At 51.8% G+C, this 26,696-nt stretch carries 21 protein-coding genes; 18 read left to right on the plus strand and 3 right to left on the minus strand.

Translation table 11 applies throughout. The features are described 5' to 3' along the window. Positions 1–500: 500 nt before the first annotated feature. On the minus strand, positions 501–1,382 hold the full coding sequence (locus CHL74_RS05755; protein ID WP_141241246.1) for a T9SS type A sorting domain-containing protein: 882 nt from the start codon (positions 1,380–1,382) through the stop codon (positions 501–503). Between the two features lie 202 nt (positions 1,383–1,584). On the opposite strand from CHL74_RS05755, the gene CHL74_RS05760 reads away from it, so the two are divergent. Beyond that, on the plus strand, positions 1,585–2,313 hold the full coding sequence (locus CHL74_RS05760) for a hypothetical protein (protein ID WP_141241247.1): 729 nt from the start codon (positions 1,585–1,587) through the stop codon (positions 2,311–2,313). Positions 2,314–3,300: 987 nt separating this feature from the next. Here the strand turns inward: CHL74_RS05760 and CHL74_RS05770 are convergent. Together CHL74_RS05770 and CHL74_RS05775 are read right to left on the minus strand one after the other, a co-directional pair. Next, positions 3,301–4,536 carry a GH25 family lysozyme gene (locus tag CHL74_RS05770; protein ID WP_094880219.1) on the minus strand — a complete coding sequence of 412 codons (1,236 nt, stop codon included), beginning with the start codon at positions 4,534–4,536 and terminating at the stop codon, positions 3,301–3,303. A 39-nt stretch (positions 4,537–4,575) separates the two neighbouring features. Beyond that, positions 4,576–5,559: a hypothetical protein gene (locus tag CHL74_RS05775; protein WP_094880220.1), complete on the minus strand. Its 984-nt coding sequence runs from the start codon at positions 5,557–5,559 to the stop codon at positions 4,576–4,578. A gap of 182 nt (positions 5,560–5,741) precedes the next feature. Between CHL74_RS05775 and CHL74_RS05780 the strand changes: the two genes are divergently transcribed. The 17 genes from CHL74_RS05780 to CHL74_RS05860 all read left to right on the plus strand — a co-directional run bounded on the left by CHL74_RS05780 (position 5,742) and on the right by CHL74_RS05860 (position 26,420). Beyond that, on the plus strand, positions 5,742–6,413 hold the full coding sequence (locus CHL74_RS05780) for a PASTA domain-containing protein (RefSeq protein ID WP_094880221.1): 672 nt from the start codon (positions 5,742–5,744) through the stop codon (positions 6,411–6,413). Positions 6,414–6,444: 31 nt separating this feature from the next. Next, positions 6,445–7,548, plus strand: coding sequence for an RluA family pseudouridine synthase (locus CHL74_RS05785; RefSeq protein ID WP_176452179.1), 1,104 nt, complete (start codon positions 6,445–6,447; stop codon positions 7,546–7,548). A 42-nt stretch (positions 7,549–7,590) separates the two neighbouring features. After that, positions 7,591–8,595: a D-alanine--D-alanine ligase gene (locus CHL74_RS05790; RefSeq protein ID WP_094880222.1), complete on the plus strand. Its 1,005-nt coding sequence runs from the start codon at positions 7,591–7,593 to the stop codon at positions 8,593–8,595. A gap of 150 nt (positions 8,596–8,745) precedes the next feature. Next, positions 8,746–9,897 (plus strand): 1-acyl-sn-glycerol-3-phosphate acyltransferase, encoded by a 1,152-nt coding sequence (locus CHL74_RS05795; protein WP_441339039.1) that lies wholly within the window; start codon positions 8,746–8,748, stop codon positions 9,895–9,897. 17 nt (positions 9,898–9,914) lie between these two features. After that, positions 9,915–10,601, plus strand: coding sequence for a NigD1/NigD2 family lipoprotein (locus tag CHL74_RS05800; protein ID WP_094880224.1), 687 nt, complete (start codon positions 9,915–9,917; stop codon positions 10,599–10,601). A 23-nt stretch (positions 10,602–10,624) separates the two neighbouring features. Then, positions 10,625–11,251 (plus strand): helix-hairpin-helix domain-containing protein, encoded by a 627-nt coding sequence (locus CHL74_RS05805; protein ID WP_254923230.1) that lies wholly within the window; start codon positions 10,625–10,627, stop codon positions 11,249–11,251. Positions 11,252–11,313: 62 nt separating this feature from the next. Next, on the plus strand, positions 11,314–11,643 hold the full coding sequence (locus tag CHL74_RS15990) for a helix-hairpin-helix domain-containing protein (RefSeq protein WP_441339040.1): 330 nt from the start codon (positions 11,314–11,316) through the stop codon (positions 11,641–11,643). A 420-nt stretch (positions 11,644–12,063) separates the two neighbouring features. Then, positions 12,064–12,345 (plus strand): citrate lyase acyl carrier protein, encoded by a 282-nt coding sequence (gene citD, locus CHL74_RS05815; protein WP_094880226.1) that lies wholly within the window; start codon positions 12,064–12,066, stop codon positions 12,343–12,345. A 63-nt stretch (positions 12,346–12,408) separates the two neighbouring features. Next, a complete protein-coding gene (gene citE, locus CHL74_RS05820) occupies positions 12,409–13,299 on the plus strand; it encodes a citrate (pro-3S)-lyase subunit beta (RefSeq protein WP_094880227.1) in 891 nt (296 codons plus the stop codon). Next, entirely contained in the window at positions 13,296–14,837 is a 1,542-nt protein-coding gene (gene citF, locus CHL74_RS05825; RefSeq protein WP_094880228.1) for a citrate lyase subunit alpha, read from the plus strand. Before citE ends, citF begins: the two co-directional genes overlap by 4 nt. Before the next feature lie 260 nt (positions 14,838–15,097). After that, positions 15,098–15,607, plus strand: coding sequence for a citrate lyase holo-[acyl-carrier protein] synthase (gene citX / locus CHL74_RS05830; protein ID WP_094880229.1), 510 nt, complete (start codon positions 15,098–15,100; stop codon positions 15,605–15,607). A 46-nt stretch (positions 15,608–15,653) separates the two neighbouring features. Beyond that, positions 15,654–17,495, plus strand: coding sequence for a triphosphoribosyl-dephospho-CoA synthase (locus CHL74_RS05835; protein WP_094880230.1), 1,842 nt, complete (start codon positions 15,654–15,656; stop codon positions 17,493–17,495). 444 nt (positions 17,496–17,939) lie between these two features. Beyond that, positions 17,940–20,180, plus strand: coding sequence for a hydratase (locus CHL74_RS05840; RefSeq protein ID WP_094880231.1), 2,241 nt, complete (start codon positions 17,940–17,942; stop codon positions 20,178–20,180). A 52-nt stretch (positions 20,181–20,232) separates the two neighbouring features. Further along, complete coding sequence (locus tag CHL74_RS05845; RefSeq protein ID WP_094880232.1) at positions 20,233–21,444, plus strand: NADP-dependent isocitrate dehydrogenase; 1,212 nt, start codon at positions 20,233–20,235, stop codon at positions 21,442–21,444. A gap of 606 nt (positions 21,445–22,050) precedes the next feature. Next, a complete protein-coding gene (gene dapF / locus CHL74_RS05850) occupies positions 22,051–22,896 on the plus strand; it encodes a diaminopimelate epimerase (protein ID WP_094880237.1) in 846 nt (281 codons plus the stop codon). A gap of 40 nt (positions 22,897–22,936) precedes the next feature. Next, complete coding sequence (locus tag CHL74_RS05855) at positions 22,937–24,175, plus strand: LL-diaminopimelate aminotransferase (RefSeq protein ID WP_094880233.1); 1,239 nt, start codon at positions 22,937–22,939, stop codon at positions 24,173–24,175. Between the two features lie 55 nt (positions 24,176–24,230). After that, on the plus strand, positions 24,231–26,420 hold the full coding sequence (locus CHL74_RS05860) for a glutamine synthetase III family protein (protein ID WP_094880234.1): 2,190 nt from the start codon (positions 24,231–24,233) through the stop codon (positions 26,418–26,420). Positions 26,421–26,696 lie beyond the last annotated feature (276 nt).

The following is a 26,696-nucleotide window of genomic DNA, read 5'->3' on the forward strand; positions in this document are numbered from 1 at the left end:
TTTCGATTCTCTAGAATCAATTTTTATTTTGTAACAGCTTTTTACTCTTTGTACGATATTTGCATGGCAAGACAGATGATTAAAACGACAATACTCCGTTACTGTATGACAGTATGAGCGGCGCCGTGTCCCGATGGGACACGTATCTATCTGAAACCCACTGCAAGCTCCGAAGGAGCGCCGCTGTGGGTAAGACGCTCACACACTCTTTTGGTTCCGCGAAGCGGGACCTATGTACTGTCCTTAATATCATCGTGGATATGTCAGTCCCGCTTCGCGGAACTGTTTGTGGTGGGGTGTGTTGTCCGTACCCACAGCTGCGCTGCTTCGCAGCTTGCAGTGGGTTTCTGATGGTAGGTCCCGCTTTGCGGAACCTTGCTGCTTGTGGTTCGTGGGCGCATGCCATGCACAAATAAAAGGCTTTACGTTAGGTTGTCGAGAAATGATTCTCGTAAGACCTAACGTAAAGCCTTTTGTTTAAACCCGATTAGGAGCTGCGTTTACTCAGCCGTCAAGGCAATCTTTCTCTCCTTGTCACCGACCTTCAGCAGATAGATGCCCTTTTTGGGTAATGTAATCTTTGTATTTCCCGCCTCTGCCATTTTGCTTTGCAGCAAAGCTCCGTCTGGCGAATACACCGTAAGGCTGCATGGCGACTTGATGCCACTGACCTCCACTGACAGACCGTTGACTGTCACCTTTAGTTCCGCACCCTCGATGTCTGTCACTTGTGTAGAGTTTCTCGAATACAGCAAGGTGTTGTTGTTAGAACACTCAAGCAAGCTGCTTCCTATGCCGTCAATACTGAATGAGCTGTTTAACAGCACTCCCCTTGTGGAAGCAAGACCCTTCAGCCATTTTCCAGAACCACTGTACTCATCGCACGTCTCATCATAATACTCTTTTAATTCCATTGCCGTCAGTCCGCTTTCTGTGGTATTAGTGCCCGTGTACATAACGTAACTTCTGCGTGGTTCTTCCTCTGCATTCATAGATTCGCAGCTGTAGACGTAGCAACCTTCACCCACTTTAAGACCGAAATCATACATCAAGTACCATGCCTTCGACTTTGTTTCCGGATTCATGAAGAACACCTTGTCTCCATCTGTACGGATGTAAGCCACCAGTTTTCGTGACGTAGCATCATTCTCATATTCACTATACATTTTCATGGAAGCATAACCGTCGATGGTCTCCGTACCGTCCAACGAAACAATCTGAATGTGAATCTTGGGGTTAGGTTCCATGTTCCATAGCTCCGTCTTCCATGACGTGCCCTCCTTAAAGAAGGTCTGGGCATTCATTAGTGTTGGCGCAAATGCCAACAATCCTACGAGTAAAGCTATTACTCCTAAAGTCCTAAATTTTAATTCCTTTTTCATAATCTTTAGAATTTGGCTGTTGATAGATGTTAACTAATTGGTCTTCGTTTTATTGCAAATATAGACATAAAAACGTGTTTTACTAACAAAAATGCCATTATTTATTCGTTTTTTTTATAATATTTAACGGGGGGGGTGCTTCGCATCTTTTTTTTATTTATATTTGCAAAAGCTTAATATTCACGTTAAAGTATTAACCATTATGAGAATCATTCTTTTAACCTTATTTGTGTTATTTGCAAGAGTTGCAGAAGCACAAGACTATCTTCCGATGCTTACGGATGGCAAGGAATGGCATTGTATGGAAGATGTTAAATATTCACTGCGTGACGGTAAGTTTCCTTTAACCATCAAAGTGGTGAAGGACACTATCGTGGGGAATCAGACATATAAGTTGATATGTAAAGAGTATACTGACTCTGTACCTGACGTTATAAGCAGGCAAAATTGTTGGCTTGCTTATGAGTGTGACTCTAAAATCTACAGATACGACCTGCCGGAAAAAAACAGCGTGCTGTTGTTGGATTTCAGTCTTCGCAAAGGTGATATTGCCACGGAGGTTGGTGCTGTAGTGGCTGAGGAGGATACCATATATTGTTATGGGCAGTATCGCCGTCGCCTGAGATTGTCTATTCCAAATAGAGAGGAAGATGTCTATTGGGTTGAAGGAATAGGTAGCAATACTGATGGCGGTCTTATTCCACAGCAGGTTATGTCATATGTGCATGAGGCGCATATCGTAGCTTGCTACGAGAACGGCAAACTTGTTTTCGACGAAAATTGCTTCACTTCTAAGACAGCTGCTATAGATGGCGTTCTGATGGATGCCGAACAGAATGGCAAGGTGTATGACTTGTCGGGTAGGATGGTGTCTGGAAAGCGGAATGGTGTTTACATCCAGAATGGACGCAAATATGTTTCGCAGCCATAGCCCTGCCATCGCCAGTTATTATTTTTTAATTAGTAGTTATTAATTGGCTACGCCATCAGTCAGTAAAAACGTGTTAAATTATTAGCTTAATTATCATATTATGAGGGAAATAATCAGAGAAATTGTCTACTATGGCAATTGGGTGTTGTTGCTTGCCATAATGATTATGATAGTGATGTACTTATATCGCATTATTCGTGCATTAATATCTGGAAATACAGACCGCATAAAGATAAATCTGCTTTTAGGAGCAATAGGTTTAGTGATACTGTTCACAATACTTTCTTGTGATGATGGTCAGTTTAGCCGCCAGTTAGAAACAATCAAGAGTCTGTTCTGAAAAAATACAGCTGACAAGACAAACCTGCGGGGCTATGGCGTCTCGCCGTAGCCCCGCAGTCTCCCATAGCAAGCGCACTCCGCAGATTGCTTTGTCAGCTTGTCCGTGGCCACTCGCAGCTAATGCTTGATCGTTCGTGGGTGCGTGGCTACGGCGAGACGCCATAGCCTCCTATGTTTGTTCTGCTGCTTGTGGCTCCTTAGTGTTGCTGCGGAGGCTGACTGTAATACGTAACTTTTTACCACTGGCGACCTCCGTTACTGTATGACAGTATGAGCAGCGCCGTGTCCCGATGGGACACGTATCTATCAGAAACCCACTGCAAGCTCCGAAGGAGCGCCGCTGTGGGTAAGCAAAGACGCTCACACTCTCTCTTGGTTCCGCGAAGCGGGACCTATGTACTGTCCTCAATACCATCGTGGATATGTCAGTCCCGCTTCGCGGAACTGTTGTGGGGAGGGGTTGTCGTTCGTACCCACAGCTGCGCTGCTTCGCAGCTTGCAGTGGGTTTCTGATAGTAGGTCCCACTTCGCGGAACCATGCTGCTTGTGGTTCCTAAGTTTGCATTGTCTGCCGTAATTCTAAACTGAATAATTCACAATCGCAGGCGAAGCCGAGAACAATTCAAAACTCAAAATTCAAAACTCCTAATTCGCGGAGCGATTCTGTCCGATTGTCTCCTTTCTGAGGAAGTCCTCAAACTCCTGGCGGTAACCGTTGAAGACGTTGATATCCACTTCGGGGTGGATACCCTTAACCCTTCCGTCGGGACATAGCTGCCAGATTACGAGGTTGATGTCGGGCTTGTATTCGCCGTAGCGGGCTATCCATACGTTGTAGTCGTGCTTCAGGTCGGGAGCGGTGGAGAGATATCTGTTGACGAAGCTTTGCGAAATGTAGAGGACGGGGCGTGTGCCGGTGTGTTTGCCTACGATACGCAGCCAAGTCCTTATCGCCTTGAACATCACCGCCGGTCCACCCATCGCCTTTATCTGAGCGTGCGTCGGCTCTACGTCGAGCACGGGAGGCAGGTCGCCCTTGCGAAACTTCGAGTTGGCTATGAAGAAGCGGGCTTGCGCCGCTGCCGGCGTGCGTGTGGAGAAGAAGTGGTAAGCGCCGCAGGGGATGCCCTTCGCACGTGCAGCCAGATAGTCGGCGGAGAAGTAGCGGTTGCGTATGGAGGTGCCCTCCGTCGACTTGATGTAGCAGAAGGAGATGGGATAGTCCACGGTGCCCTTCACGCGCTTCTTCGATATGGTGCCGAGGTGCGTGATGCGAATCTTGCTCCAGTCGATGGGGTAGTGGCGTCGTCCCACGTCGTGCTGGAAGCGCGAGATGTCGATGCCGTAGATGCGGTCTGTGGTGTATTCCAGACGCTCTCCGAGATAGCGGTCAGCCCGCCATTCGCCCACTCTGAGGCGCTTGTTTCTTGCCAGCGCAAAGCCGAAGCCCGTGCGCTTACCGTCCACCCAGTCGCCGAGATAGACGCTGTTCTCCGGACTCGTGAACAGGCCGTAACCGTCAGCTATGGCGTCGCGGTTCATCGTGCCCGAGTAAGTGCCCGTCGAGTCGGTGCGCGTGCCGCTTACCAGCGTGTCCGCCCGCCATGTTCCGACGATGCGGTGGCCCAAAGAGTCGTGGCAGACACCCTTGCCCGAGCGCTTGCCCATGTGCCATTGTCCTGCGTAAATGACGCTGTCGCCGATGCTCAGCTGTCCGTAACCCTCATACTTGCCGTTGCTGATGCCGCCACGGTAAGTCATGCCGCCACGGGTCAGGACCGTCTGACCGTCGTAAGGCACGTCGCGGCATGCAGCGAGGAGCAGCGTGAGGAGCAATGCTATGAGGGGTGAAAAGAATATGTGTGAGTGTTTGGTATTCATGATTGCTTGTTGTCTTTTTCTATATCTCCATACTAACAACTATCTGTCAATGCGGACTATGCGGTTGCCCTTTACCAGGCCGAGCGGCCATCCCTTCGCCGTAAACACAGCGCTGCCGTCGCTGGCAAGGATGCGTGGCAGATTGTGCTGTCCCTTGCGGATGCTTCCGGGGATAATCTGTGGCGACACCGTGTCGCACGCCAGACCGTTCTCGCCCAGTCCGCCGAATCCCACAGCCCTGACGTCCCTTGTCTGCGAGAGGTTCCACGGCATCCGTGTCATCGCCGATACGCCGTCCGGTGTCTGCTGGTCCTTCGTCTGGAGGACAGTGGGCGAGGAGGCGTTGCCGTTGCTGACGACGGTCATAGGCTGACGGGTCAGCTTGCCCGCCTGGTCCCGATAAACAGCCACGTAAAGGTTCTGGTCCTTCATGGTCAGCCTGACGTTCTTCTTGGCGATGAGGCTGTCGATGATGCGTTCCGCCGCCTTCACGCCGTCATACTCCTTGTTCACCCACTGAGCCATACCCGCAATATGCTGATAGCCGTTGTCCTGCACGCCATGCACGCGCAGATAGTAAGCCAGCTCGTCATGCTGTTGTTGCAGCGTGCGGAGCTGGTCCTTCACGGAGCGTTGGCAGAAGACGAGGAGCGAGTCGGCGGTTATGCGTCCGTGCTTCTTCGGCGTGACGTCAACGCACGCCACGCGACCCTTGCAAGAAGGCAGCAGAGGCAGCGTGTTTATCCAGCAGCCCGCCATGTGATGACGGTGCAGCGCCGAGTCGCGGTAGGCGGTCACGCCGTGCGGCTTGTTGTCCGTGCTGAGGCTGTCGAAGAAGAGTATGGGGTGTCCGTCGGCGCAGATGGCTTGCCATGACGTGCGCTCCACGACGAGCATGCAGCGCTTCATCTCGTCGGCAGAGGCAGGCTTGAGCTGCCATCCCACCACGCCAGCCAAAGCCACCACCACGAGCAAGAGCACCGAGATGATGATTTTTTTTCTTGATAATCTTATGTCTTTCATAACTATGCTGTCCTTTATATAATATGTAAGCGGATAAGTGTAACTGACGGCGAAATTACAAATAATATCTTTATGTCGTACATTAAAATCGGAATAGTTTTCAGGTTTTTTAGTCATATATTTTGTATATTCCGCGGTTAGTCGTATCTTTGCATACTTACAAAACGAAGAAAAGACGAAGTATGAAGCCATTCGAATTCCTCCGCAAACTCGCAAGCCGCTATCTCCTTGGCAATCTGATTGCCATGGCGCTTGTGGTCGTGGCAGTATGCCTCGGCGTGAGATACGGACTTGACATCTATACGCACCACGGCGAGAAGATAATGATACCAGATGTGCGCCGCAAGTCGTTTTCCGATGCCAGCTACCTCCTTGAAGACGCCAAGCTGAAGGTGGTGGTCAGCGACACGGGCTACGTGCCCGGTCTGCCGCCCGACTGCATCCTTGAGCAGACACCCGCCTCAGGCGAGTACGTCAAGTCGGGCCACATCGTTTATCTTGTCGTAAACGCCACGTCCACACCGACGCTAACTGTTCCCGACGTCATCGACAACAGCTCGCTGCGTGAGGCGATGGCAAAGCTGTCTGCCATGGGATTCAAGCTGACGCAGCCGCAATACATAGACGGCGAGCGCGAGTGGGTGTACGGCATCACCGTAAAAGGACGCCATGTGAGCGCCGGCGACAAGGTGTCCGTGAATGACTATATCACCATACAGGTGGGCAACGGACAGCGCGACTCCACCGAAATGGTGAACTACACCGACGCTCCCGAACCCGAATATGACATGGAACAGGAGGAAGAGTCGGGCGACGTGGACGAATTTCACGAGGTGACCGGACCGGAGCAGTAAACAGATAGAAAAATATATACAACAGAATTAAATGCAAATAGAAGACGACACACTACTCAATCCCGTTGAGGACGAAACCCTGCTTACCCCTGCTGAGGACGATGACGAGACAGGACAGCTGTACGAGCACTTCCGCTTCGTGGCTGACCCGGGCATGGCACCGCTGCGCGTAGACAAGTTTATGTCGGAGAAGCTGCCACACTCGTCGCGCAACCGCATCCAGAACGCCGCCGACTCAGGCTTCGTGCATGTCAACGACCGCCCCGTGAAGAGCAACTACAAGGTGCGCCCCGGCGACGTGGTGACGCTCATGCTGGACCGTCCACGTCATGACACAAGCATCGTGGCTGAGGACCTGCCCATCAACGTAGTTTACGAAGACCAGGACATAATGGTGGTGAACAAGGAGGCTGGCATGGTGGTTCATCCCGGTGCAGGCAACTTCACCGGTACGCTGGTCAACGCCATAGCATGGCATCTGCGCGACCTGAAGAGCTACGACCCCAACGACCCCGAGGTGGGACTGGTGCATCGTATTGACAAGGACACGTCAGGACTGCTGGTCGTTGCTAAGACGCCGCAGGCGAAGACATCGCTCGGCGTGCAGTTCTTCAACAAGACCACACACCGATCTTACAATGCCTTGGTGTGGGGCAACCTCGTTGAGGACGAAGGACGCATCGAAGGCAACATCGCACGCGACCCCAAGGACCGTCTGCGCATGACCGTCATGTCGCCCGACTCAGGCATCGGCAAGGAAGCCGTCACACACTGGCGCGTCATAGAGCGCTTCGGATACGTGACGCTCATCGAGTGTCGTCTTGAGACGGGACGCACACATCAGATACGTGCCCACATGAAGCACATCGGACATCCGCTCTTCGGCGACGAACGCTACGGCGGTATGGAGATACTCCGCGGCGAACGCTCTGCCACATACAAGGCGTTCATCCAGAACTGCTTCAAGACCTGCCCGCGTCAGGCGCTCCACGCCCGCACACTCGGCTTCGTCCATCCCAAGACCAAGCAGCAGATGGACTTCACCTCAGACCTGCCGCAGGATCTGGATCAGCTCATTCAGAAGTGGAGAGGATACATCAAGGGCACCACACGCGACACCTTCGAGGAGCGATAGTAACAGACATATATAAAATAGGTATAGAATAACAATCATAATATGGAAACACTTAAACGCAACATCGCCATCGTATGTGGCGGTGACTCATCAGAACACGACGTGTCCATGCGCTCTGCACAGGGAATCTACTCCTTCTTCGACAAGGAGCGTTACAACGTATATGTAGTGGACGTGAAGGGACGTGACTGGAAGGTAAACCTTCCTGACGGCAATACGGTCAGCGTGGACCGTAGCGACTTCTCTTGCATGATAGACGGCAAGCTGGTCGTGTTCGACTATGCGTACATCACCATTCACGGCACCCCCGGCGAGAATGGTGTGATGCAGGGCTACTTCGAACTGCTCCACATCCCGTACAGCACATCAGGCGTACTGGTGGAGGCAATGACCTTCGACAAGTATGTCCTCAACCACTATCTCCGCGGATGGGGTGTGAACGTGGCCAAGAGCCTGCTCATAAGACGCGGCGAGGAATCGAAGTACACCGAAGAATACATTGAGAAAGAGATTGGCATGCCTTGCTTCGTTAAGCCGGCTGCAGACGGTTCGAGCTTCGGCGTATCGAAGGTGAAGAATGCAGACCAGCTTGCTCCGGCGCTCCGCGTGGCTTTCATGGAGAGCGACGAGGTGATGATTGAGTCGCTGCTCGAGGGTACCGAAATCTCTATCGGTTGCTACAAGACAAAGAAGAAGTCGGTGGTGTTCCCCGCTACAGAGGTGGTCACCAGCAACGAATTCTTCGACTATGACGCCAAGTATAACGGACAGGTGCAGGAGATTACGCCGGCTCGCATTGATCCCGAGACAGCTCGCCGCGTGGCAGAGGAGACAAGCCGCATCTACGACATCCTCCACTGCAACGGCATCATCCGCATTGACTATATCATCTCGAAGGACACTGAGGGCAACGACGTCATCAACATGCTCGAGATAAACACCACACCGGGAATGACAGCCACCAGCTTCATACCGCAGCAGGTAAGAGCCGCAGGACTGGACATCAAGGAGGTGCTCTCAGATATAGTGGAGAACCAGTTTGTATAATCATTTAATTTTAGAATTGAGAATTGAAAGTTGATAGTTATGATTACTTTTTATGATTACTATATATAATGTAATCTAAAAATATGTCATCGCTCGGCTTTTGCAAGAACTTTCAATTCTCAACTCCTAACTATCAACTTATCAGATATGATGACCCCTGAACAACGCAAGCAATATGACGCCATCCGACCCTTTGAGCCGGACGAGCTGCCTGAGGTGTATGACCGCCTCTTGAAAGACCCGCAGGTACAGCAGGTGATGGCTTATCTCTATCCCGGCGTGCCCGTGGAGATGCTGAGCCAGAAAATGCATGCCTGCAAAACCAACCTCGACTTCCAGAAGACGTTCTGCTACGACTTCCTGAAGAAGCTCTTGGCAAAGGCAAGCTTAGGAATGACTTTCCGTCATGACGCCATTGACCTCAAGAAGCGCTATACCTTCGTAAGCAACCACCGCGACATCGTGCTCGACTCAGCCCTGCTGCATTTCTTGCTCTTCGACGCAGGTTGCGACACCACCACGGAGATAGCCATCGGCGACAACCTACTGAAGCTGCCGTGGGTGAAGGACCTCGTGCGCATCAACAAGTCGTTCATCGTGGAGCGCAGCCTCTCAATGAGGCAGATGCTCGTATCGTCAAAGCGCATGGCAGACTACATGCACTTCGTAATCAGCGAGAAGAACGACAACATCTGGATAGCACAGCGTGAGGGACGCGCCAAGAACTCCGACGACCGCACACAGGAAGCCATCCTCAAGATGATGGCGATGGGAGGTGAAGGGTCGGTGAAGCAGCGCCTGCTCTCGCTCCATATCGTACCGTTGGCAATCAGCTACGAGTATGACCCCTGCGACTTCCTCAAGGCTGCCGAGATGCAGCAGCGTCGTGACGTGGAGGGATGGAAGAAGGGACCGATGGACGACGTGATAAGCATGCAGACCGGCATCATGGGCTATAAGGGACACATCGCCTACTGCTGTGCTCCGTGCATAGACGAATGGCTGGAGACGCTGGCTGACGACATGCCCAAGACCGACTTCTTCGCTGCTGTGGCACGTCACCTCGACGAGCAGATATGGAGCGGCTACACGCTCTATCCGTCTAACTACGTGGCTCTTGACCTCCTCCGTGGCAATGACGAACAGAAAGCCAACTACACTGATGCCGACAAGGCACAGTTTGAGGCTTATCTGTCTGCACAGCTGGCAAAGATAAGCATCCCCAATCCCGACATGCCGTTCCTCCGCGAACGCATCCTCGAGATGTACGCCAACCCCGCCATCAACAAGATGAGCCTTTAACATTTAATGTATTGATTATGCCCAAAACGCCATATCGCATACGGCTCTTTACGGTTGCCGCCGCCTTTGTCGGTCTGATGTCGGCAGGATGTTCCTCCGACTCGTACGACACGGGCGACGGCAATTACTCGTACCTGACCGCCGACTTCGCCCTTGTCACGACAGACGCTTCGGCTGCGCTTGTAGCCGCCAGTACAGACGACGGTGCATCGCTTAGCTTCGACCGCCCCTACAAGGCAGGATGGACAGCTAAGCCCGACACCGTATATCGTGCTTTGGTCTATTATGACAAGAAGCCGACGGAGAAGGTGGCGCTGCGTGCCGTGACGCAGATACCCGTAATGGCTGTGCACAAGCCGGAAGACGTGAAGAACATGACCGACGCGCCGCTCGGAGTGGAGAGCGTGTGGAAGGCGAAGAACGGCAAGTACGTCAATGTGGCGCTGCTGCTGAAGACGGGCAAGATGGACGATTCGTCGCAAGGACAGACCATTGCTCTCGTCTGCGACAGCTTCTCTGACACCGGGGACGGACGAAAGGTGGCAGACTTGCGCTTCGTTCACGACCAAGGCGGCGTACCACAATACTACACCTCCCGTGTGTATGTCAGCATCCCCATGGCTGAATTCAGCGATGTGGACAAGATTGACATAACCTTTAATGCTTATAATGGAACAGTAAGGAAATCGCTGTCCATTAAGTAACAACCTTAAACACCCCAACCTGTATGAAGCTGAAAGAATTCTTCTACATGCCTCGAACCGACAGACGCTCATTTATGTGTCTGGCTGTTCTCCTGCTTGTTGTCGCAGTGAGCATGATGATCTTGTCATGTCCTTCCGGTTCTAACGACGTGACAAAGGCGGACAAGGGCGACTCTATAGCGAACGCGGAGCAAGGCGCCGTTTCTTCTTTCACTCCCAATGCAGACCGTCGTACAGACGACAATATCACCGAACGTAAGGTCGAGACATTCTTCTTCGATCCTAACACAGCCGACTCAGTAACTTTCTTCCGCCTCGGACTCCAACGCTGGCAGGTTCGCAACATCTTGCGCTATAGGGCGCGGGGTGGGGTGTTTCAGCGTAAGGAGGACTTCGGTCGCGTCTACGGACTGACCGCGGGACAATATCATCGTCTTGCGCCCTACATCCGCATAGCCCCCGAATTTCGTCCCGCCGCCGAACTGGAGGAGGTGCAGCGCAGATATTATGCCGACGGACGCCAGTACAGACGCTATGCCTCTGAAGGCGACGTTCGTGGACGTTCAGAGAGCACAGGTTCTTCATCGCATGGAGGAGCAGGTTCGGCTGAGGCTGTGCATACGACGAGTCGCGTTACGGTCATAAACTGAGCAAGGGCGAGCACATCAGCATCAATGTTTCGGACACGACAGCACTGAAGCGTGTCCCCGGCATCGGCAGCTATTTTGCCCGTCAGGTGGTAAGGTTGCGCGAACGTCTTGGTGGCATCGCCTCCACCTCGCAGCTCCTCGAGATAGAGAACTTTCCGAAAGAGGCGCTCCCGTACATCCATATCGACGGCAGCAATGTCCGTCGCCTGAACGTCAACCGCCTGACCCTGCAGCAGCTAAAGCGCCATCCCTACATTAATTATTATCAGGCACGCGCCATCACCGACTACCGCCGTCTGCACGGCGAAATCCGATCCATCGACCAGCTGGGCAGGATGAAGGAATTTAAACCCGCCGACCTGCAGCGCCTGGCGCCATATCTGGAATTTTAGGTCCCGCTCCGCGGAACCCGCAGCTCATACCCAATCTGCTTGCATTTGTGGGTGCGTGACTATGGCGGGACGCCATAGCCTCCTATGTTTGTACTGCAAACTCGAAAAAATAATTTTGTTAAAAGCTTTGTCGGTAACACATAAAATATGTACCTTTACACACAGAAAACGATGTACGCTGAGACAAAGCGTTTTGTGCGTACACAATACTAAAATTACCTTTTTCCCCTTACTACTCGCGCGAGCGTAAGTATTGAGAACATCTCTTGAACAGCTTATTTTTTTCGGAAAGGGAGTGTTGTCGTATTTACGTAGAAACAGATAATCACTTATTCATTTACGTCCCCATACGCGTATCATACCCTTAAGGCTGACAAGGATGCATAGCATTTAATAACCAACTCTTAAAATAAGATACCTATGGAATTAAAAACCTCTACAGCCGGAACAATGGAGTCTGGCGACATCATGATTCAGATTGCCCCAACCGACAGGCCGGGACTGAACGTTGAACTGCAAAGTTCTGTGGAATATCAGTTCGGTGACCAGATCCGTCAGGTTATCACTGAGACTCTCACATCTCTGGGAGTTACTCAGGCTGACGTGCACGCCACAGACAAGGGCGCTCTCGACTGCACCATCCGCGCACGTGTGACAGCTGCCGCTGTACGTGCTACTGGCAAGGACGTTTGGAAGGACTAAACGCACCGCCATCTTTACCTTTATAAGAAACAACTAACAGAACAATCTTTTATCCTCATCAATATGAAAAGACTAAGAAGAACAATGATGTTCGTGCCCGGTAATAATCCTGGCATGATGTCGGACGCCTTCATATACGGTCCCGACTCGATTATGCTGGACCTTGAAGACTCCGTGACAATGGCGGAGAAGGACGCGGCGCGACTCCTTGTCTACAACGCACTGAAGACCATCGACTATGGTAAGACAGAGATGGTGGTCCGCATCAACCCACTTAACACACCTTACGGAAAGAAGGATATCGAGGCTGTCGTAAAGGCTGGCGTCGACGTTATCCGTATGCCGAAGACCGAGACCGCTGAGGAAGTGATTGAGGTGGAACGCGAGATTGAGAAGGTGGAGCAGGAACTGGGTTGCGTGGGACGCACACAGATTATGGCTGCCATCGAAAGCACACTCGGCGTTGTAAACGCTTACTCCATTGCCACGGCTTCTAAGCGTATGATGGGTATCGCACTTGGTGCAGAGGACTATTGCGCTAACCTCAAGACACAGCGCTCACCCGAGGGTATGGAGCTTCTCATGGCTCGCCAGACCATCGTTGTGGCAGCTCGTGCAGCAGGCATTGACGCTCTCGATACAGTATACTCAAACCTCAACGACATGGAGACATTCCGCAAGGAAGTGGAGCTTATCCATCAGTTGGGCTTCGACGGCAAGTCTATTATCAACCCGCGTCAGATAGACATCATCAACGAGGTGTTCACACCTACACAGAAGGCTATCGACAAGGCACTCGCCGTTATCGCCGCCATCAAGGAGGCAGAGAAGAAGGGTTCGGGCGTTATCGCCGTGAACGGAAAGATGGTTGACCGTCCTGTGGTCATCCGCGCACAACGTGTAATTGACCTGGCACTGGCTTCAGGCGTAATTAAAGAGGAGGATTTGGCATGAGCACACTGAAAGAAAGACAAGCTCTCATCGGTCAGATGGCCCAGGCTATGGGCAAGAGTGTATATAACGACGCAGAAGGAAAGCATAAGGACGTGACACCGCGTCTGGAGCTGCAGAGCAAGAGCCCCAAGCTCGTCACTTTGGAGGAGGCTATCCGCCGCTCTGGTCTGCGTGACGGCATGACCATCTCGTTCCACCACCACTTCCGTGGAGGCGACAAGGTTGTGAACATGGTAGTGGACAAGCTCGCTGAAATGGGCTTCAAGAACCTCCACCTCGCTGCTTCCAGCCTTCAGGACGTTCACGCTCCGCTTATCGAGCACGTCAAGAACGGCGTCATCACAGAGATTTCTACTTCCGGTCTGCGCGGCGAACTCGCCAACGAGATTTCGCGCGGTCTGATGGAGAAGCCCGTAGTGTTCCGTTCACACGGCGGTCGTGGCGAGGCCATCGCTAATGGCGACCTCCACATTGACGTGGCTTTCCTCGGCGCATCTTCTTCGGATCCCCTCGGAAACGCTTGCGGTTACTCACGTTCGGAGAATGCCAAGAGCATCTGCGGATCACTGGGTTACGCTCTTCCCGACGCTCACTATGCAGACAAGGTGGTTATTCTTACTGACGACCTCGTTGCATATCCCAATACTCCTAACTCGATTTCAGAGCACGACGTCGACTTCGTTGTTGAGGTGGACAGCGTAGGTGACTCTTCAAAGATTGCTTCTGGTGCTATCCGCGATACCAAGAACCCGCGCGACATCCTCCTCGCTAAGCAGGCTGCCAAGGTTATCATCAACAGTGGCTACTTCAAGGACGGATTCTCTATCCAGACCGGTTCGGGCGGTGCTTCACTGGCTGCTGTCAAGTACATCCGCCAGAGCATGATTGACCAGAACATCAAGGCTTCGTTCGCTCTCGGTGGCATCACAGCTCACATGGTGAAGATGCACGAGGAAGGTCTCATCGAGCGCCTTATCGACGTACAGTCGTTTGACAAGGTGGCTGCTGAGTCGCTCAAGAACGACCCCACACACAAGGAAGTGGCTGCTTACGAGTATGCCAGCATGCACGAGCAAGGCTCTGCAACACACTGCCTCGACATCGTTATCCTCTCGGCTCTCGAGGTGGACGTCAACTTCAATGTGAACGTGCTCGTAGGCAGCGACGGTATCATCCGTGGTGCTGTCGGCGGTCACCCTGACACAGCAGAAGACTCGGCTCTCAGCATCATCGTCTGCCCGATGCTCCGTGGACGCATCCCGTGCATCGTTGACGAGGTTACGACGCTCATCACTCCGGGTCGCACAGTTGACGTTGTCGTTACAGAATACGGCATCGCTGTCAATCCGGCTCGTCCTGACATCGCAGAGCGCATGCGTCAGGCAGGTCTCCACCTCGTTACTCTCGAGGAACTCCGCGACCGTGCCCTCTCAGTCATCGGCAACCCCGCACCTCTGCCGTTCGGCGACAAGGTGGTCGGCGTAGTGATGAACCGCGACGGCAGCGTAATGGACGTTATCAAGAACATCAAGGGATAATCCCAGACTCATTAAAGGGTTGAAATACAGTTGGAAAGAGGTTGTGGCAGAATCATAGCTGCAACCTCTTTTTTCGTTCCACGCATCATTTATTTAACGCCGCATTCTTGGAATTATGTTTTAAAAACATTATGTTTTGCAAAACATAATATTTACGGCTATGAAGTTTGTACGTATCATTATTAATATGTACCTTTACAGCGTGAAACTAAAAATCCTAATAAGCCTCTATTCAAAACTCCAAATTTAAAATTCAGTATATGGTTACGCTTAACGAACTTCTGGCGAGCCGCGACGCACGCCATGCTATGCAGCAACAGCTGCTGGCTGATCATTCGGGAAAAACACTGGTGTGTCTGACTGTTGTCGTGCCAGGAAGCGTGAAACGTAACCGTCAGTCGCTCGTTGTGGCGCACGCCGCAGTGGACGCTATGCGCGATGCCTTCAACCCCGAGGAAGGCTGCCTTATAGAACGTGACCTGCAGACCGGCTACGAGGCGTATCTCATAACGCCGATGCCACTCCTTGACGCCAAGCTCACTGCCACAAGAATAGAGGACACGCATCCGCTCGGACGCCTCTTTGATATCGACATCATCGACGAGAACGGTGTGCCGGTGTCGCGCGACAGAGTGGGAGGACAGCCGCGCCGCTGCCTCGTCTGTGACCATGAAGCCCGCTTCTGCATGCGAAAAAGATGGCATACGCAGGACGAAATCTGGGCTAAGATAAACCAGATGGTGGCAGACTATGAACAAGACCATCCATAAATCAATAAAAAATATAGCTTCCTTAACACTACTAACTACTTTACCTATGGAAATTCAGACCATCTCCCCCTCCATCCCCCGCCAACGCCGTCGTATTGAGTCGTTCCTTCAATCTAACGGACTGAGGTATGACGATATGGACTATTACGCTTTCGTTGTGGATGAGTCGACGGACGAAATAGTGGCTGGCGGCGGACTAAAGGGTGGTGTCATAAAATGTGTGGCAGTGTCGGACGGACACAAGGGAGAGGCGGTCGCCAATATGATTGTCTCGCACCTCATTGCCAAGGCAAACGCAGAGGGTTTCCAATGTGTGAAACTCTTCACCAAACCACGTAACCGCCAGCTCTTCGAGAGTCTGTCCTTCCGTATGCTTGCCGAAGCGCCGGAGGCTATACTCATGGAGACGGGTATAGGCGGAATAGCCGATTATCTGAAGACGCTCAAGCGGACAGCAAAGGAGGCTGCTGAGGCAGCACAGGCTGAGGCTGGTTCTGTAGGGGCAGCAGAGGCTTTGTCTTCCGACAAAAAACATGTGGGTTGCATTGTCATGAACTGCAATCCCTTCACTCTCGGTCATCGTTATCTTGTGGAGAGCGCATCGCGTATGGTGGAGCGCCTCTTCGTCATCGTTGTCAAGGAAGACCGTTCCGTGTTCTCTTACAAGGAGCGCAAGGCGATGGTCGTGGCTGGTACAGCCGATTTGAAGAACGTGATGGTCTGCGACGGCAGCGAATATGCCATCAGCGACACCACGTTCCCCACTTATTTCCTCAAGCGTCTGTCGGATGCCACCGACACGCAGATACTCCTCGACCTTGATCTTTACCGTCGTCATATAGCCCCGGCACTTGGTGCTGAGGTTCGCTTTGTCGGCACCGAACCCACCGACGAACTCACACGCAGATATAACGAATTGATGATGCAGAGCCTCGGCGAGGACCATGTGGTTCAGATAAAGCGTCTCGAGAACGGCGGAACGGCGGTCAGCGCATCACGCGTTCGTGGAGCAATGGACTGCAACTGTCTGAAGGAGGCTGCACAGCTCGTGCCGCACACCACCATACCTTATATAATAGCACACCTCGCGACACGTGCCCTTCATGCCGAACTCGACACCACTCCCAAGCCGGGACTCGTGGACAAGCATGACAGTGGAGCGCACCGCGATATGGACCATGCGCTGATGTCGCGCAGCATCCGTGCCCTCCATCCCTATTTTGTCAGACTGGCTCTCCTCGGTTTCGCTGAAGAAATGCCGTGCCATGACGATATCGTAAAGATAGGCATTGAGGCGGAGCGTGCCATGTACGAATCCACCAACGGCGTGAATACATACAAGGGAGCGCTGTTCTCGATGGGACTTGCCGTTGTCGCCGCAGCAGGAAAGGCATGGCAAAAAGCCGTAGTGACGCCGCAGAATCTATCTGCCGCCATCACGAAACTTGCCTACGCATTTCCCGACACAAAAGGTACGCACGGCAGCAAGGCAAAGCAGACAGCCTCTTCCGAAACGGGGACGTTCAAGGGAGCGCTCGACAATGCCCGTGAAGGATATCCCATGCTCTTCGCAGACTGGCTCCCCTTCTATGACAATCTGCGTAAGAACGGCGAACCGCACGCCCTTCACCTTACGCTTCTCCGCATAATGTGCGACCTTGACGACACCAATATAGTCTATCGCACCTCGCTTACCATGATGAGGCAGGTGAAGGAAGAATCGCGCGATGTAATCCGTAAGTGGAGTGGGGCGGAGGCATCCGCTCGTCCTGACCTCGACACCATCCTCAGTGATATGAACAATAGCTTCGTTCAGCGCAATGTTTCGCCGGGCGGAAGTGCCGATATGTTGTCGCTCGTGGTCTTCATAAGTGGCGTTCTCGGCTGAATGCGTCAATTTGGAAACTCGAAATAGCAAACGCTGAATCGAAGCCTTGCATTTGTGGAAAAGAGCGTAGTAAAAGGAAAAATCAGCCCCAAATCTTTGGTGGGTTGATTTAAAATATGTATCTTTACCGCGTGAAATGACAGTTCGCAGAACGATGATGTTTTGTGCGGACACAATGAGAATTTTTTCATCCATTACTACTCGCGCGAGCGTAAGTATTGAAGCAGTCCTATTCAGTGTTTTTAGAACAGGAGTGTTGTCGTATTTACGTGTTTTTACTAAAACAATAATCTTACACCACATCTCCAATACACATTTCTATATATACTGATATGGAACAAAACGATTAACTATATTTTATCACCCCAAACCTCTGGCAGTTTTGGCTGTCTCAAAGAATTAATAAAACCTTTAACTCTATAAAACTATAAACAATCTAACTTTATGGTAGAAGTAATCAATCATGGAGTTTACCTCCTTAACGGCAAAGAAATCGTAAACGAGTGTCAGACCCTTACCCCGGACGAGGCTCGCGAGAACACTATTACTTACGGCATCCTCCGTTCACACGACGTTGATGGATCGAAGGGCAACAAGATGCGCATCCGCTTTGACGCTATGATGTCACACGATATCACATACGTTGGTATCATCCAGACAGCACGCGCCAGCGGTCTCGAGGAGTTCCCGCTTCCTTATGCCATGACCAACTGCCACAACTCACTTTGTGCTGTTGGCGGTACAATCAACGAGGATGACCACGTTTTCGGTCTCTCTGCAGCTAAGAAGTACGGCGGTATCTATGTTCCTGCCAACCAGGCTGTCATCCACCAGTACGCTCGTGAGATGATGGTTAAGTGCGGCAACATGATCCTCGGATCTGACTCGCACACTCGTTACGGCTCACTCGGCAACATGGGTGTTGGCGAAGGTGGTGGCGAGCTCGTTAAGCAGCTCCTCAAGAACACTTGGGACATCAACGCTCCTGAGGTGGTTCTCGTATGGCTCGAAGGCAAGCCCAAGAAGGGTGTTGGTCCTCACGACGTTGCCATCTCTCTCGTAAAGGCTACATTCGAGAGCGGCGTTGTTAAGAACAAGGTGCTCGAGTTTGCAGGCCCTGGCGTTAAGGAACTGCCTATCGACTTCCGTAACGGCATCGATATCATGACCACTGAGACCACTTGCTTGAGCTCTATCTGGGTAACAGACGAAGAGGTTAAGCACCACTACGAAATACATGAGCGTCCGCAGGACTTCAAGGAACTGAAGCCGGGCAACGTAGCTTACTACGATATGATGATCCGCATCGACCTCTCTACACAGGAGGCTATGATTGCGCTGCCTTTCCACCCGTCTAACGCTGTTACCATCCACGAGCTTCAGGCTGATCCGGTTGGTATCCTCACACGCATCGAGGAAGACGCTAAGAAGCGTTTCGGCGACAAGGTAGACGTACACCTCGTTGACAAGATTGTTGACGGTAAGGTTTACGCAGACCAGGGCATCATCGCAGGTTGCTCAGGCGGTACATACGACAACCTCGCTGAGGCTGGCGCTATCCTTAAGGGCAAGAGCATCGGTAACGACTACTTTACAGCTTCTGCATATCCTCAGTCAACACCAGTATCTATGGCTGTTACTCGCGAAGGCATCACAGCTGACCTCATCGAGGCTGGCGTCGTAATGAAGCCCGCATTCTGCGGCCCTTGCTTCGGTGCTGGTGACGTTCCTTCTAACAACGGTCTGTCTATCCGCCACACCACACGTAACTTCCCCAACCGCGAAGGCTCAAAGCCGGGTCAGGGACAGCTCTCACTCGTGGCTCTTATGGACGCACGCTCTATCGCTGCTACAGCTGCTAACGGTGGCGTTATCACCGCAGCTACAGACGTTGAGTATGAGAACACACACAAGCCTTACGTTTACGACGACAAGATCTACAAGTGCCGCGTATACAACGGCTTCGGCAAGGCTCGTCCTGAGACAGAGCTTCGCTACGGTCCGAACATCAAGGACTGGCCTAAGATGTATCCGATGCAGGAGAACATGATGCTCGAACTCGCTGCCGTTATCCACGACCCCGTTACCACAACTGACGAGCTTATCCCGTCAGGCGAGACCAGCTCATACCGCTCTAACCCGTTGAAGCTTTCTGAGTTTGCTCTCTCACGCCGCGTACCTGAGTATGTAGGTCTGAGCAAGGAAATCCAGAAGCAAGACCTCGCACGCCGTGAGGGTAATGTGTCAGAGAACGTAGCTGCCGCCCTCAAGGCTGTTGGCGCTTCTGCTGAGAATACATCATTCGGCTCTTGCGTATTCGCTAATCGTCCTGGTGACGGTTCGGCTCGTGAGCAGGCTGCTTCTTGCCAGAAGGTGCTTGGTGGCGACGCTAATGTTTGCTACGAGTACGCTACAAAGCGTTATCGCTCTAACTGTATCAACTGGGGTATCGTTCCGTTCACCATCGCTAAGGACGTAGAGTTCAAGTTCGAGCAGGGCGACAAGATCTTCGTTCCCGGCATCCGTGAGGCTATCCTCTCAGGTAAGGAGGAGATTGACGCACAGGTAATCGCTAAGGACGGCGTTCATCCGCTTCACCTCTTCTTCCAGAACCTCACCGCTAATGAGCGTCAAATCCTGGCAGACGGCTGCTTGATGAACTTCTATGCAGCAGCTAAGAAATAATACAAATCAACCCTAAAGCCCAAATTAAAAACTAATAATCCTTATAAAAACTATGGAAAAGAAAATTCAGATGACCACTCCTCTCGTAGAGATGGATGGCGACGAGATGACCAGAATCTTGTGGAAGATGATCAAGGATGAGCTCATCACTCCGTTCGTTGACCTCAAGTCAGAATATTACGACCTCGGTCTTGTTAAGCGCGACGAGACTTCAGACCAGATCACAAAGGACGCTGCTGAGGCTACAAAGCGTCTTGGTGTGGCTGTTAAGTGTGCTACCATCACACCTAACCACCAGCGTATGGACGAGTATAAGCTCCATCAGATGTGGAAGAGCCCGAACGGCACCATCCGTTCTATCCTCGACGGTACAGTGTTCCGCACACCTATCACCATCCCCAGCATCCATCCCGCAGTGAAGAACTGGGAGAAGCCTATCACTATCGCACGTCACGCTTACGGCGACGTTTACAAGAGCGTTGAGATTCGTGCTGAGGAGCCGGGCGTTGCCAAGCTCGTATTCGACGGCGAGAGCGGCAAGCACGAGGAGGTTGTTGTACACACCTTCAAGGGCGCTGGCGTTCTTCAGGCTATGCACAACACCGACAAGTCAATCCGTTCGTTCGCTCACTCTTGCTTCAAGTTCGCTCTTGACACCAACCAGAGCATCTGGTTCTCTACCAAGGACACCATCTCTAAGAAGTACGATGCACAGTTCAAGATTATCTTCTACGAGGTATTCGAGGAGTATAAGGAAGAGTTTGAGAAGCGCGGTCTGGAGTTCTTCTACACTCTCATCGACGACGCTGTAGCTCGCGTTATCCGCTCTAAGGGTGGCTTCATCTGGGCTTGCAAGAACTATGACGGCGACGTTATGTCTGACATGGTTTCTACAGCTTTCGGTTCACTCGCTATGATGACTTCAGTGCTCGTTTCTCCTGATGGCAAGTACGAGTATGAGGCTGCTCACGGCACCGTTACACGTCACTACTACAAGTATCTGAAGGGTGAGGAGACATCCACCAACCCGATGGCTACTATCTTCGCATGGAGCGGCGCATTGCGCAAGCGCGGTGAGCTTGACAACCTGCCCGAACTCGTTAACTTCGGCAACCAGCTTGAGGCAGCTTGCTTCGACACTCTCAACGAGGGCATCGTAACAAAGGACCTCGCCGGTCTTATGGAGGGCGTTGAACCTAAGACAATGAACTCTGCTGGCTTCATCGCAGCTATCCGCGAGCGCCTCGAGGGTCGTTTTGCATAAATAATACGAAGGGCTGACACGTTAGCATCATTATGATGCATGGCGTGTCAGCCCTTTCTTTGTGTTTTTCATTATTATTATTATTATTTGTTCATCGTTCCTTCCTCTCCGTCACCTTGACGAAGAGGAGGACGATGGTCAAAAAAAGAATGATTGTAGATAGGTCAGAGTTGTATAACTATTTTATGACTGTCTTTCCTATTTTGTGTCGTTTTGTCATATTGGTATTGCAAAAGTACAACAAAAAGTTAATAAAACCAAGAAAAACATAGCATAATAAATTGTGAATATTTATGATGCTTTCATAGTGCTGGTTTTGTTGTATGTTTTTATTCCAATCTGTAAGCATAATTCTAAAATATGCTTACAATCTGTAATATTATTATAAAATAACTGAAAATTCAATCCTCTTATGATTGGGAGTTGCTTAAATAGTTGTAATTTTGCAATCGTAAAAGGCTAATTAAGGTCAAAAGGTAAAAAGAAGACTGAAAATCAGGAGCCTTACGTTATGCTTTTGTCCGCATTCCGGGCGTTGCATAATGTCTTACAAAACAGAATTTAAGGATAAACTTCAGAACACAATATTATATTATTATGAAGACAATGGACAAGATGGTCAGATTCACGAAGATGCATGGCGCAGGCAACGACTATATATATGTTGACACCACTCGCTATGACATCCCGGACCCTTCTGCTGCCTCCATTGCGTGGAGTCGTTACCATACAGGTATCGGCAGCGACGGACTTGTTCTGATTGGCAATCCTGATGAGGGCGTTGACGCCGACTTCTCCATGCGCATCTTCAACGCTGACGGATCTGAAGCCATGATGTGCGGCAATGCGTCGCGCTGCATTGGCAAGTATGTCTATGAGAAAGGACTTACCACGAAGACGTCGGTGCGCCTCCAGACATTGTCAGGCGTTAAGACGCTTCATCTTCATTTAGGAACGGACGGTAGTGTGGAGAGTGTCACTGTGGACATGCTCAAGCCCGCTTTCCACGTTCCCGAACAGTACGACGAGACTGCCGGCGATACGCTTACGGCAGCTTTCCGCACCTTCCGTGGCACTTTCGTGTCTATGGGCAATCCTCACTTTGTCTGCTTTGTTGACGACATCAAGTCGCTCGACATCGCTCGTTTCGGCTCCATTTTAGAGAATGATGCGGCTTTTCCGCAGAGATGCAACATCGAGTTTGCCCAGGTTATGCCCGACGGCTCCATCCGTACAAGAGTGTGGGAGCGTGGCAGCGGCATCACTATGGCATGCGGAACCGGCGCTTGCGCTACAGCAGTGGCTGCCTTCATTGAGGAAAGGTCGTCACGTCGTTCTGCCATCATCATGGATGGCGGCACACTAAACATTGAATGGAATGAAGCCGACGGGCATGTCTATATGACAGGTCCGGCGGCTTTTGTGTTTGAAGGAGAAATCGCATTGCCTTGAATATAAGGCTTTCCCCATGATAAAAAAATAATCTAACGATATGGCATTAGTAAACGAGCATTTTCTGAAATTGTCCGACAATTATCTGTTTGCCGACATCGCCAAGAAGGTGAATGCCTTCAAGGTGTCGCACCCTCAGGTGCGTGTCATCAGTCTTGGCATAGGTGACGTAACGCAGCCGCTCTGCCCCGCTGTCATCGAGGCGATGCACAAGGCTGTGGACGAGATGGCTACGAAAGCCTCTTTCCACGGTTACGGCCCCGAGTGTGGCTACGACTTCCTTCGCGAAGCTATAGTCAAGAACGACTTTGCGCCGCGTGGTGTCAAGATTGACCCCACCGAGGTGTTCGTCAACGACGGAGCGAAGAGCGATACGGGCAACATCGGCGAGATCGTACGTTGGGACAATTCCATCGGCGTGACCGACCCTATCTATCCCGTATATATCGACTCTAACGTGATGTGCGGTCGTGCCGGAGTGCTGGAGAACGGACGCTGGAGCAACGTCAACTATCTGCCATGCACGGCGGAGAACAATTTCGTGCCGCAGATACCCGACCATCGTGTTGACATGATATATCTCTGCTATCCCAATAACCCCACGGGAACAGTGCTCCCGAAGGAGGAACTGAAGAAGTGGGTGCGCTATGCGCTTGACAACGACACCATCATCTTCTACGATGCTGCCTACGAAGCGTATATCCGCGATGCGGACATCCCTCACTCCATATACGAGATTAAGGGAGCACGCAAGTGCGCCATCGAGTTTCATAGCTACTCGAAGACAGCCGGATTCACCGGCGTGCGTTGCGGCTACACCGTCATACCGAAGGAGCTTACCGCTGTCACGCTTGACGGCACCCGCCGTGTGGAGCTCAATCATCTCTGGGACCGCCGACAGTCCACCAAGTTCAACGGCACGTCCTACATCTCGCAGCGTGCCGCCGCAGCCATCTACACGCCGGAAGGCAAGCGTCAGATACGTGCCACCATCGACTACTATATGGACAATGCCCTCCTTATGCACAAGGCGCTCACCGATATGGGCTTCGAGGTGTTCGGCGGACGCAATGCCCCGTATCTCTGGGTGAAGACGCCGGACGGCATCGGTTCTTGGAAGTTCTTCGAGCAGATGCTCTATGCCGTAGGCGTGGTCTGCACACCGGGCGTTGGCTTCGGACCGAGCGGCGAGGGCTATATACGCCTCACAGCGTTCGGCAACCGCGAGGACTGCGAGGAGGCAATGAGCCGCATCCGTGAATGGATGGCAAAGAAATAAGACAAGACAAACAAGACAATAAAAAGAATAACAACTATAAAATAAGAGAATAACAATGGCAAATTTACGATTTGAGGTTGTAGCAGAAGCTTTCAAGAAGAAACCCCTTGAAGTGCTTGCACCGATAGAACGACCCTCTGAGTTCTTCGGCAAGAACGTTTTCAACCGTGCGAAGATGTATAAGTATCTCCCGCGCGACGTCTATGAAAAGCTTATCGACGTAATCGACAACGGAGCACGTCTCGACCGCTCTATTGCTGATGCTGTCGCCAAAGGCATCAAGCAGTGGGCTGACGAGAACGGCGTGACACACTACACACACTGGTTCCAGCCTCTTACCGAGGGTACAGCCGAGAAGCACGACGCTTTCATTGAGCACGACGGCAAGGGAGGCATGATAGAGGAGTTCTCCGGCAAGCTGCTCGTACAGCAGGAGCCTGACGCCAGCTCGTTCCCGAACGGTGGCATCCGCAATACCTTCGAGGCTCGCGGCTATTCGGCTTGGGATCCTACATCGCCCGTCTTCATCATCGACGACACGCTCTGTATCCCCACCATCTTCATCTCTTACACAGGCGAGGCTCTCGACTATAAGGCTCCGCTTCTCCGTTCCATCCACGCTGTCAGCGAGGCAGCCACAGAGGTATGCCATTACTTCTATCCTGATGTGAAGAAGGTGGTGTCAAACCTTGGTTGGGAGCAGGAGTATTTCCTCGTTGACGAGGGACTCTATTCGGCTCGTCCTGACCTCATGCTCACAGGTCGTACGCTTATGGGACACGATTCTGCAAAGAACCAGCAGATGGACGATCATTACTTCGGCGCCATCCCTGAGCGCGTGCAGGCTTTCATGAAGGATCTTGAGATTCAGGCTCTCGAGCTTGGCATTCCCTGCAAGACCCGTCACAACGAGGTTGCGCCCAACCAGTTCGAGTTGGCTCCGATCTTCGAGGAGATGAACATTGCCATTGACCATAACATGCTGCTCATGTCTCTTATGAAGAAGGTGGCACGTCGCCACGGCTTCCGCGTGCTGCTTCATGAGAAGCCGTTCGCAGGCGTAAACGGTTCGGGCAAGCACAACAACTGGAGTCTTTCCACCGACACCGGCATCCTGCTCCACGGACCCGGCAAGACACCTGAGGACAGCCTCCGCTTCATCGTCTTCATCGTTGAGACCCTCGTGGCTGTATATAAGCACAACGGCCTGCTCAAGGCTTCCATCATGAGTGCCACCAACGCCCATCGTCTTGGCGCCAACGAGGCACCTCCAGCCATCATTTCTTCGTTCCTCGGCCATCAGCTCTCGGAGATTCTCCAGCACATCGAGACCTCTGACAAGGACGAACTCTTCAACGTGGCTGGCAAGCAGGGCATGAAGCTCGACATTCCTGAGATTCCTGAGCTGCTCATCGACAACACCGACCGCAACCGTACTTCGCCTTTCGCCTTCACCGGTAACCGCTTCGAGTTCCGTGCCGTAGGTTCTGAGGCAAACAGCGCCAGCGCCATGATTGTCCTCAATACTGCCGTGGCTGAGGCTCTCCAGAACTTCAAGACTCGTGTGGACGCTCTCATTGCCAACGGTCTTGACAAGATAAGCGCCATCATCGAGGTGGTTCGTGATGACGTTAAGTACTGCAAGCCTATCCACTTCGAGGGCAATGGCTACTCAGAGGAATGGGTGGAAGAGGCAAAACGCCGCGGTCTTGACTGCGAGACATCTTGCCCGAAGGTGTTCGAGCGCTACCTCGACGAGGACTCAATCCGCATGTTCGAGAGCCAGAACGTCATGACACGCAAGGAGCTTGAGGCCCGTAACGAGGTGAAGTGGGAGACTTACACCAAGAAGATTCAGATTGAGGCACGCGTATTCGGCGACCTCTCAATGAACCATATCATCCCTGTCTGCACTCACTATCAGAGCCAGCTCGCCAAGAACGTACAGAGCATGTACGACATCTTCCCCAAGGACCAGGCTGACAAGCTCACTTCTCGTAACAAGAAGATCATTGAGGAGATAGCAGAGCGCACACAGCTCATCGAGTCGGGCGTGGAGGAACTGGTTGAGGCTCGTAAGGTGGCTAACCGCATCGAAGACGAGCATCTCAAGGCCATCGCTTACCACGACACCGTGGCACCGAAGATGGACGAGATCCGTTACCAGATAGACAAGCTGGAGCTTATCGTATCAGACGAACTCTGGACACTGCCTAAGTATCGTGAGCTGCTCTTCATCCGATAGTTTTTTTCAGAAGGAAACATATTACTTATATAAAAAGCGGAGACTTTCACGGTCTCCGCTTTTTTTGTCCTTGCGAAAAAAGTGGTAAATTAGGAGGCTATGGCGTCCCGCCATAGTCACGCACCCACGAACGCAGTTAGCAAAGTTTTGGCTCAAATAATATTGTTGTGTTTTTAACAATCTGCATTTCCTTATGCAAATAACTGTTTTACCCTATAAAGATAGAACTTCAGATCATTCACTCCTCTGAATTCAGCCCTGAATGTTTTTAGCTTG

Origin of the sequence: Prevotella sp. 885 (assembly GCF_002265625.1) — a bacterium.
Lineage (GTDB): Bacteria > Bacteroidota > Bacteroidia > Bacteroidales > Bacteroidaceae > Prevotella.

Bases quoted from the DNA above. Each gene is read 5' to 3' on its own strand.
- CHL74_RS05755 (WP_141241246.1), bottom strand. From the start codon at position 1,382: ATGAAAAAGGAATTAAAATTTAGGACTTTAGGAGTAATAGCTTTACTC.
- CHL74_RS05760 (WP_141241247.1), top strand. From the start codon at position 1,585: ATGAGAATCATTCTTTTAACCTTATTTGTGTTATTTGCAAGAGTTGCA.
- CHL74_RS05770 (WP_094880219.1), bottom strand. From the start codon at position 4,536: ATGAATACCAAACACTCACACATATTCTTTTCACCCCTCATAGCATTG.
- CHL74_RS05775 (WP_094880220.1), bottom strand. From the start codon at position 5,559: ATGAAAGACATAAGATTATCAAGAAAAAAAATCATCATCTCGGTGCTC.
- CHL74_RS05780 (WP_094880221.1), top strand. From the start codon at position 5,742: ATGAAGCCATTCGAATTCCTCCGCAAACTCGCAAGCCGCTATCTCCTT.
- CHL74_RS05785 (WP_176452179.1), top strand. From the start codon at position 6,445: ATGCAAATAGAAGACGACACACTACTCAATCCCGTTGAGGACGAAACC.
- CHL74_RS05790 (WP_094880222.1), top strand. From the start codon at position 7,591: ATGGAAACACTTAAACGCAACATCGCCATCGTATGTGGCGGTGACTCA.
- CHL74_RS05795 (WP_441339039.1), top strand. From the start codon at position 8,746: ATGACCCCTGAACAACGCAAGCAATATGACGCCATCCGACCCTTTGAG.
- CHL74_RS05800 (WP_094880224.1), top strand. From the start codon at position 9,915: ATGCCCAAAACGCCATATCGCATACGGCTCTTTACGGTTGCCGCCGCC.
- CHL74_RS05805 (WP_254923230.1), top strand. From the start codon at position 10,625: ATGAAGCTGAAAGAATTCTTCTACATGCCTCGAACCGACAGACGCTCA.
- citD (WP_094880226.1), top strand. From the start codon at position 12,064: ATGGAATTAAAAACCTCTACAGCCGGAACAATGGAGTCTGGCGACATC.
- citE (WP_094880227.1), top strand. From the start codon at position 12,409: ATGAAAAGACTAAGAAGAACAATGATGTTCGTGCCCGGTAATAATCCT.
- citF (WP_094880228.1), top strand. From the start codon at position 13,296: ATGAGCACACTGAAAGAAAGACAAGCTCTCATCGGTCAGATGGCCCAG.
- citX (WP_094880229.1), top strand. From the start codon at position 15,098: ATGGTTACGCTTAACGAACTTCTGGCGAGCCGCGACGCACGCCATGCT.
- CHL74_RS05835 (WP_094880230.1), top strand. From the start codon at position 15,654: ATGGAAATTCAGACCATCTCCCCCTCCATCCCCCGCCAACGCCGTCGT.
- CHL74_RS05840 (WP_094880231.1), top strand. From the start codon at position 17,940: ATGGTAGAAGTAATCAATCATGGAGTTTACCTCCTTAACGGCAAAGAA.
- CHL74_RS05845 (WP_094880232.1), top strand. From the start codon at position 20,233: ATGGAAAAGAAAATTCAGATGACCACTCCTCTCGTAGAGATGGATGGC.
- dapF (WP_094880237.1), top strand. From the start codon at position 22,051: ATGGACAAGATGGTCAGATTCACGAAGATGCATGGCGCAGGCAACGAC.
- CHL74_RS05855 (WP_094880233.1), top strand. From the start codon at position 22,937: ATGGCATTAGTAAACGAGCATTTTCTGAAATTGTCCGACAATTATCTG.
- CHL74_RS05860 (WP_094880234.1), top strand. From the start codon at position 24,231: ATGGCAAATTTACGATTTGAGGTTGTAGCAGAAGCTTTCAAGAAGAAA.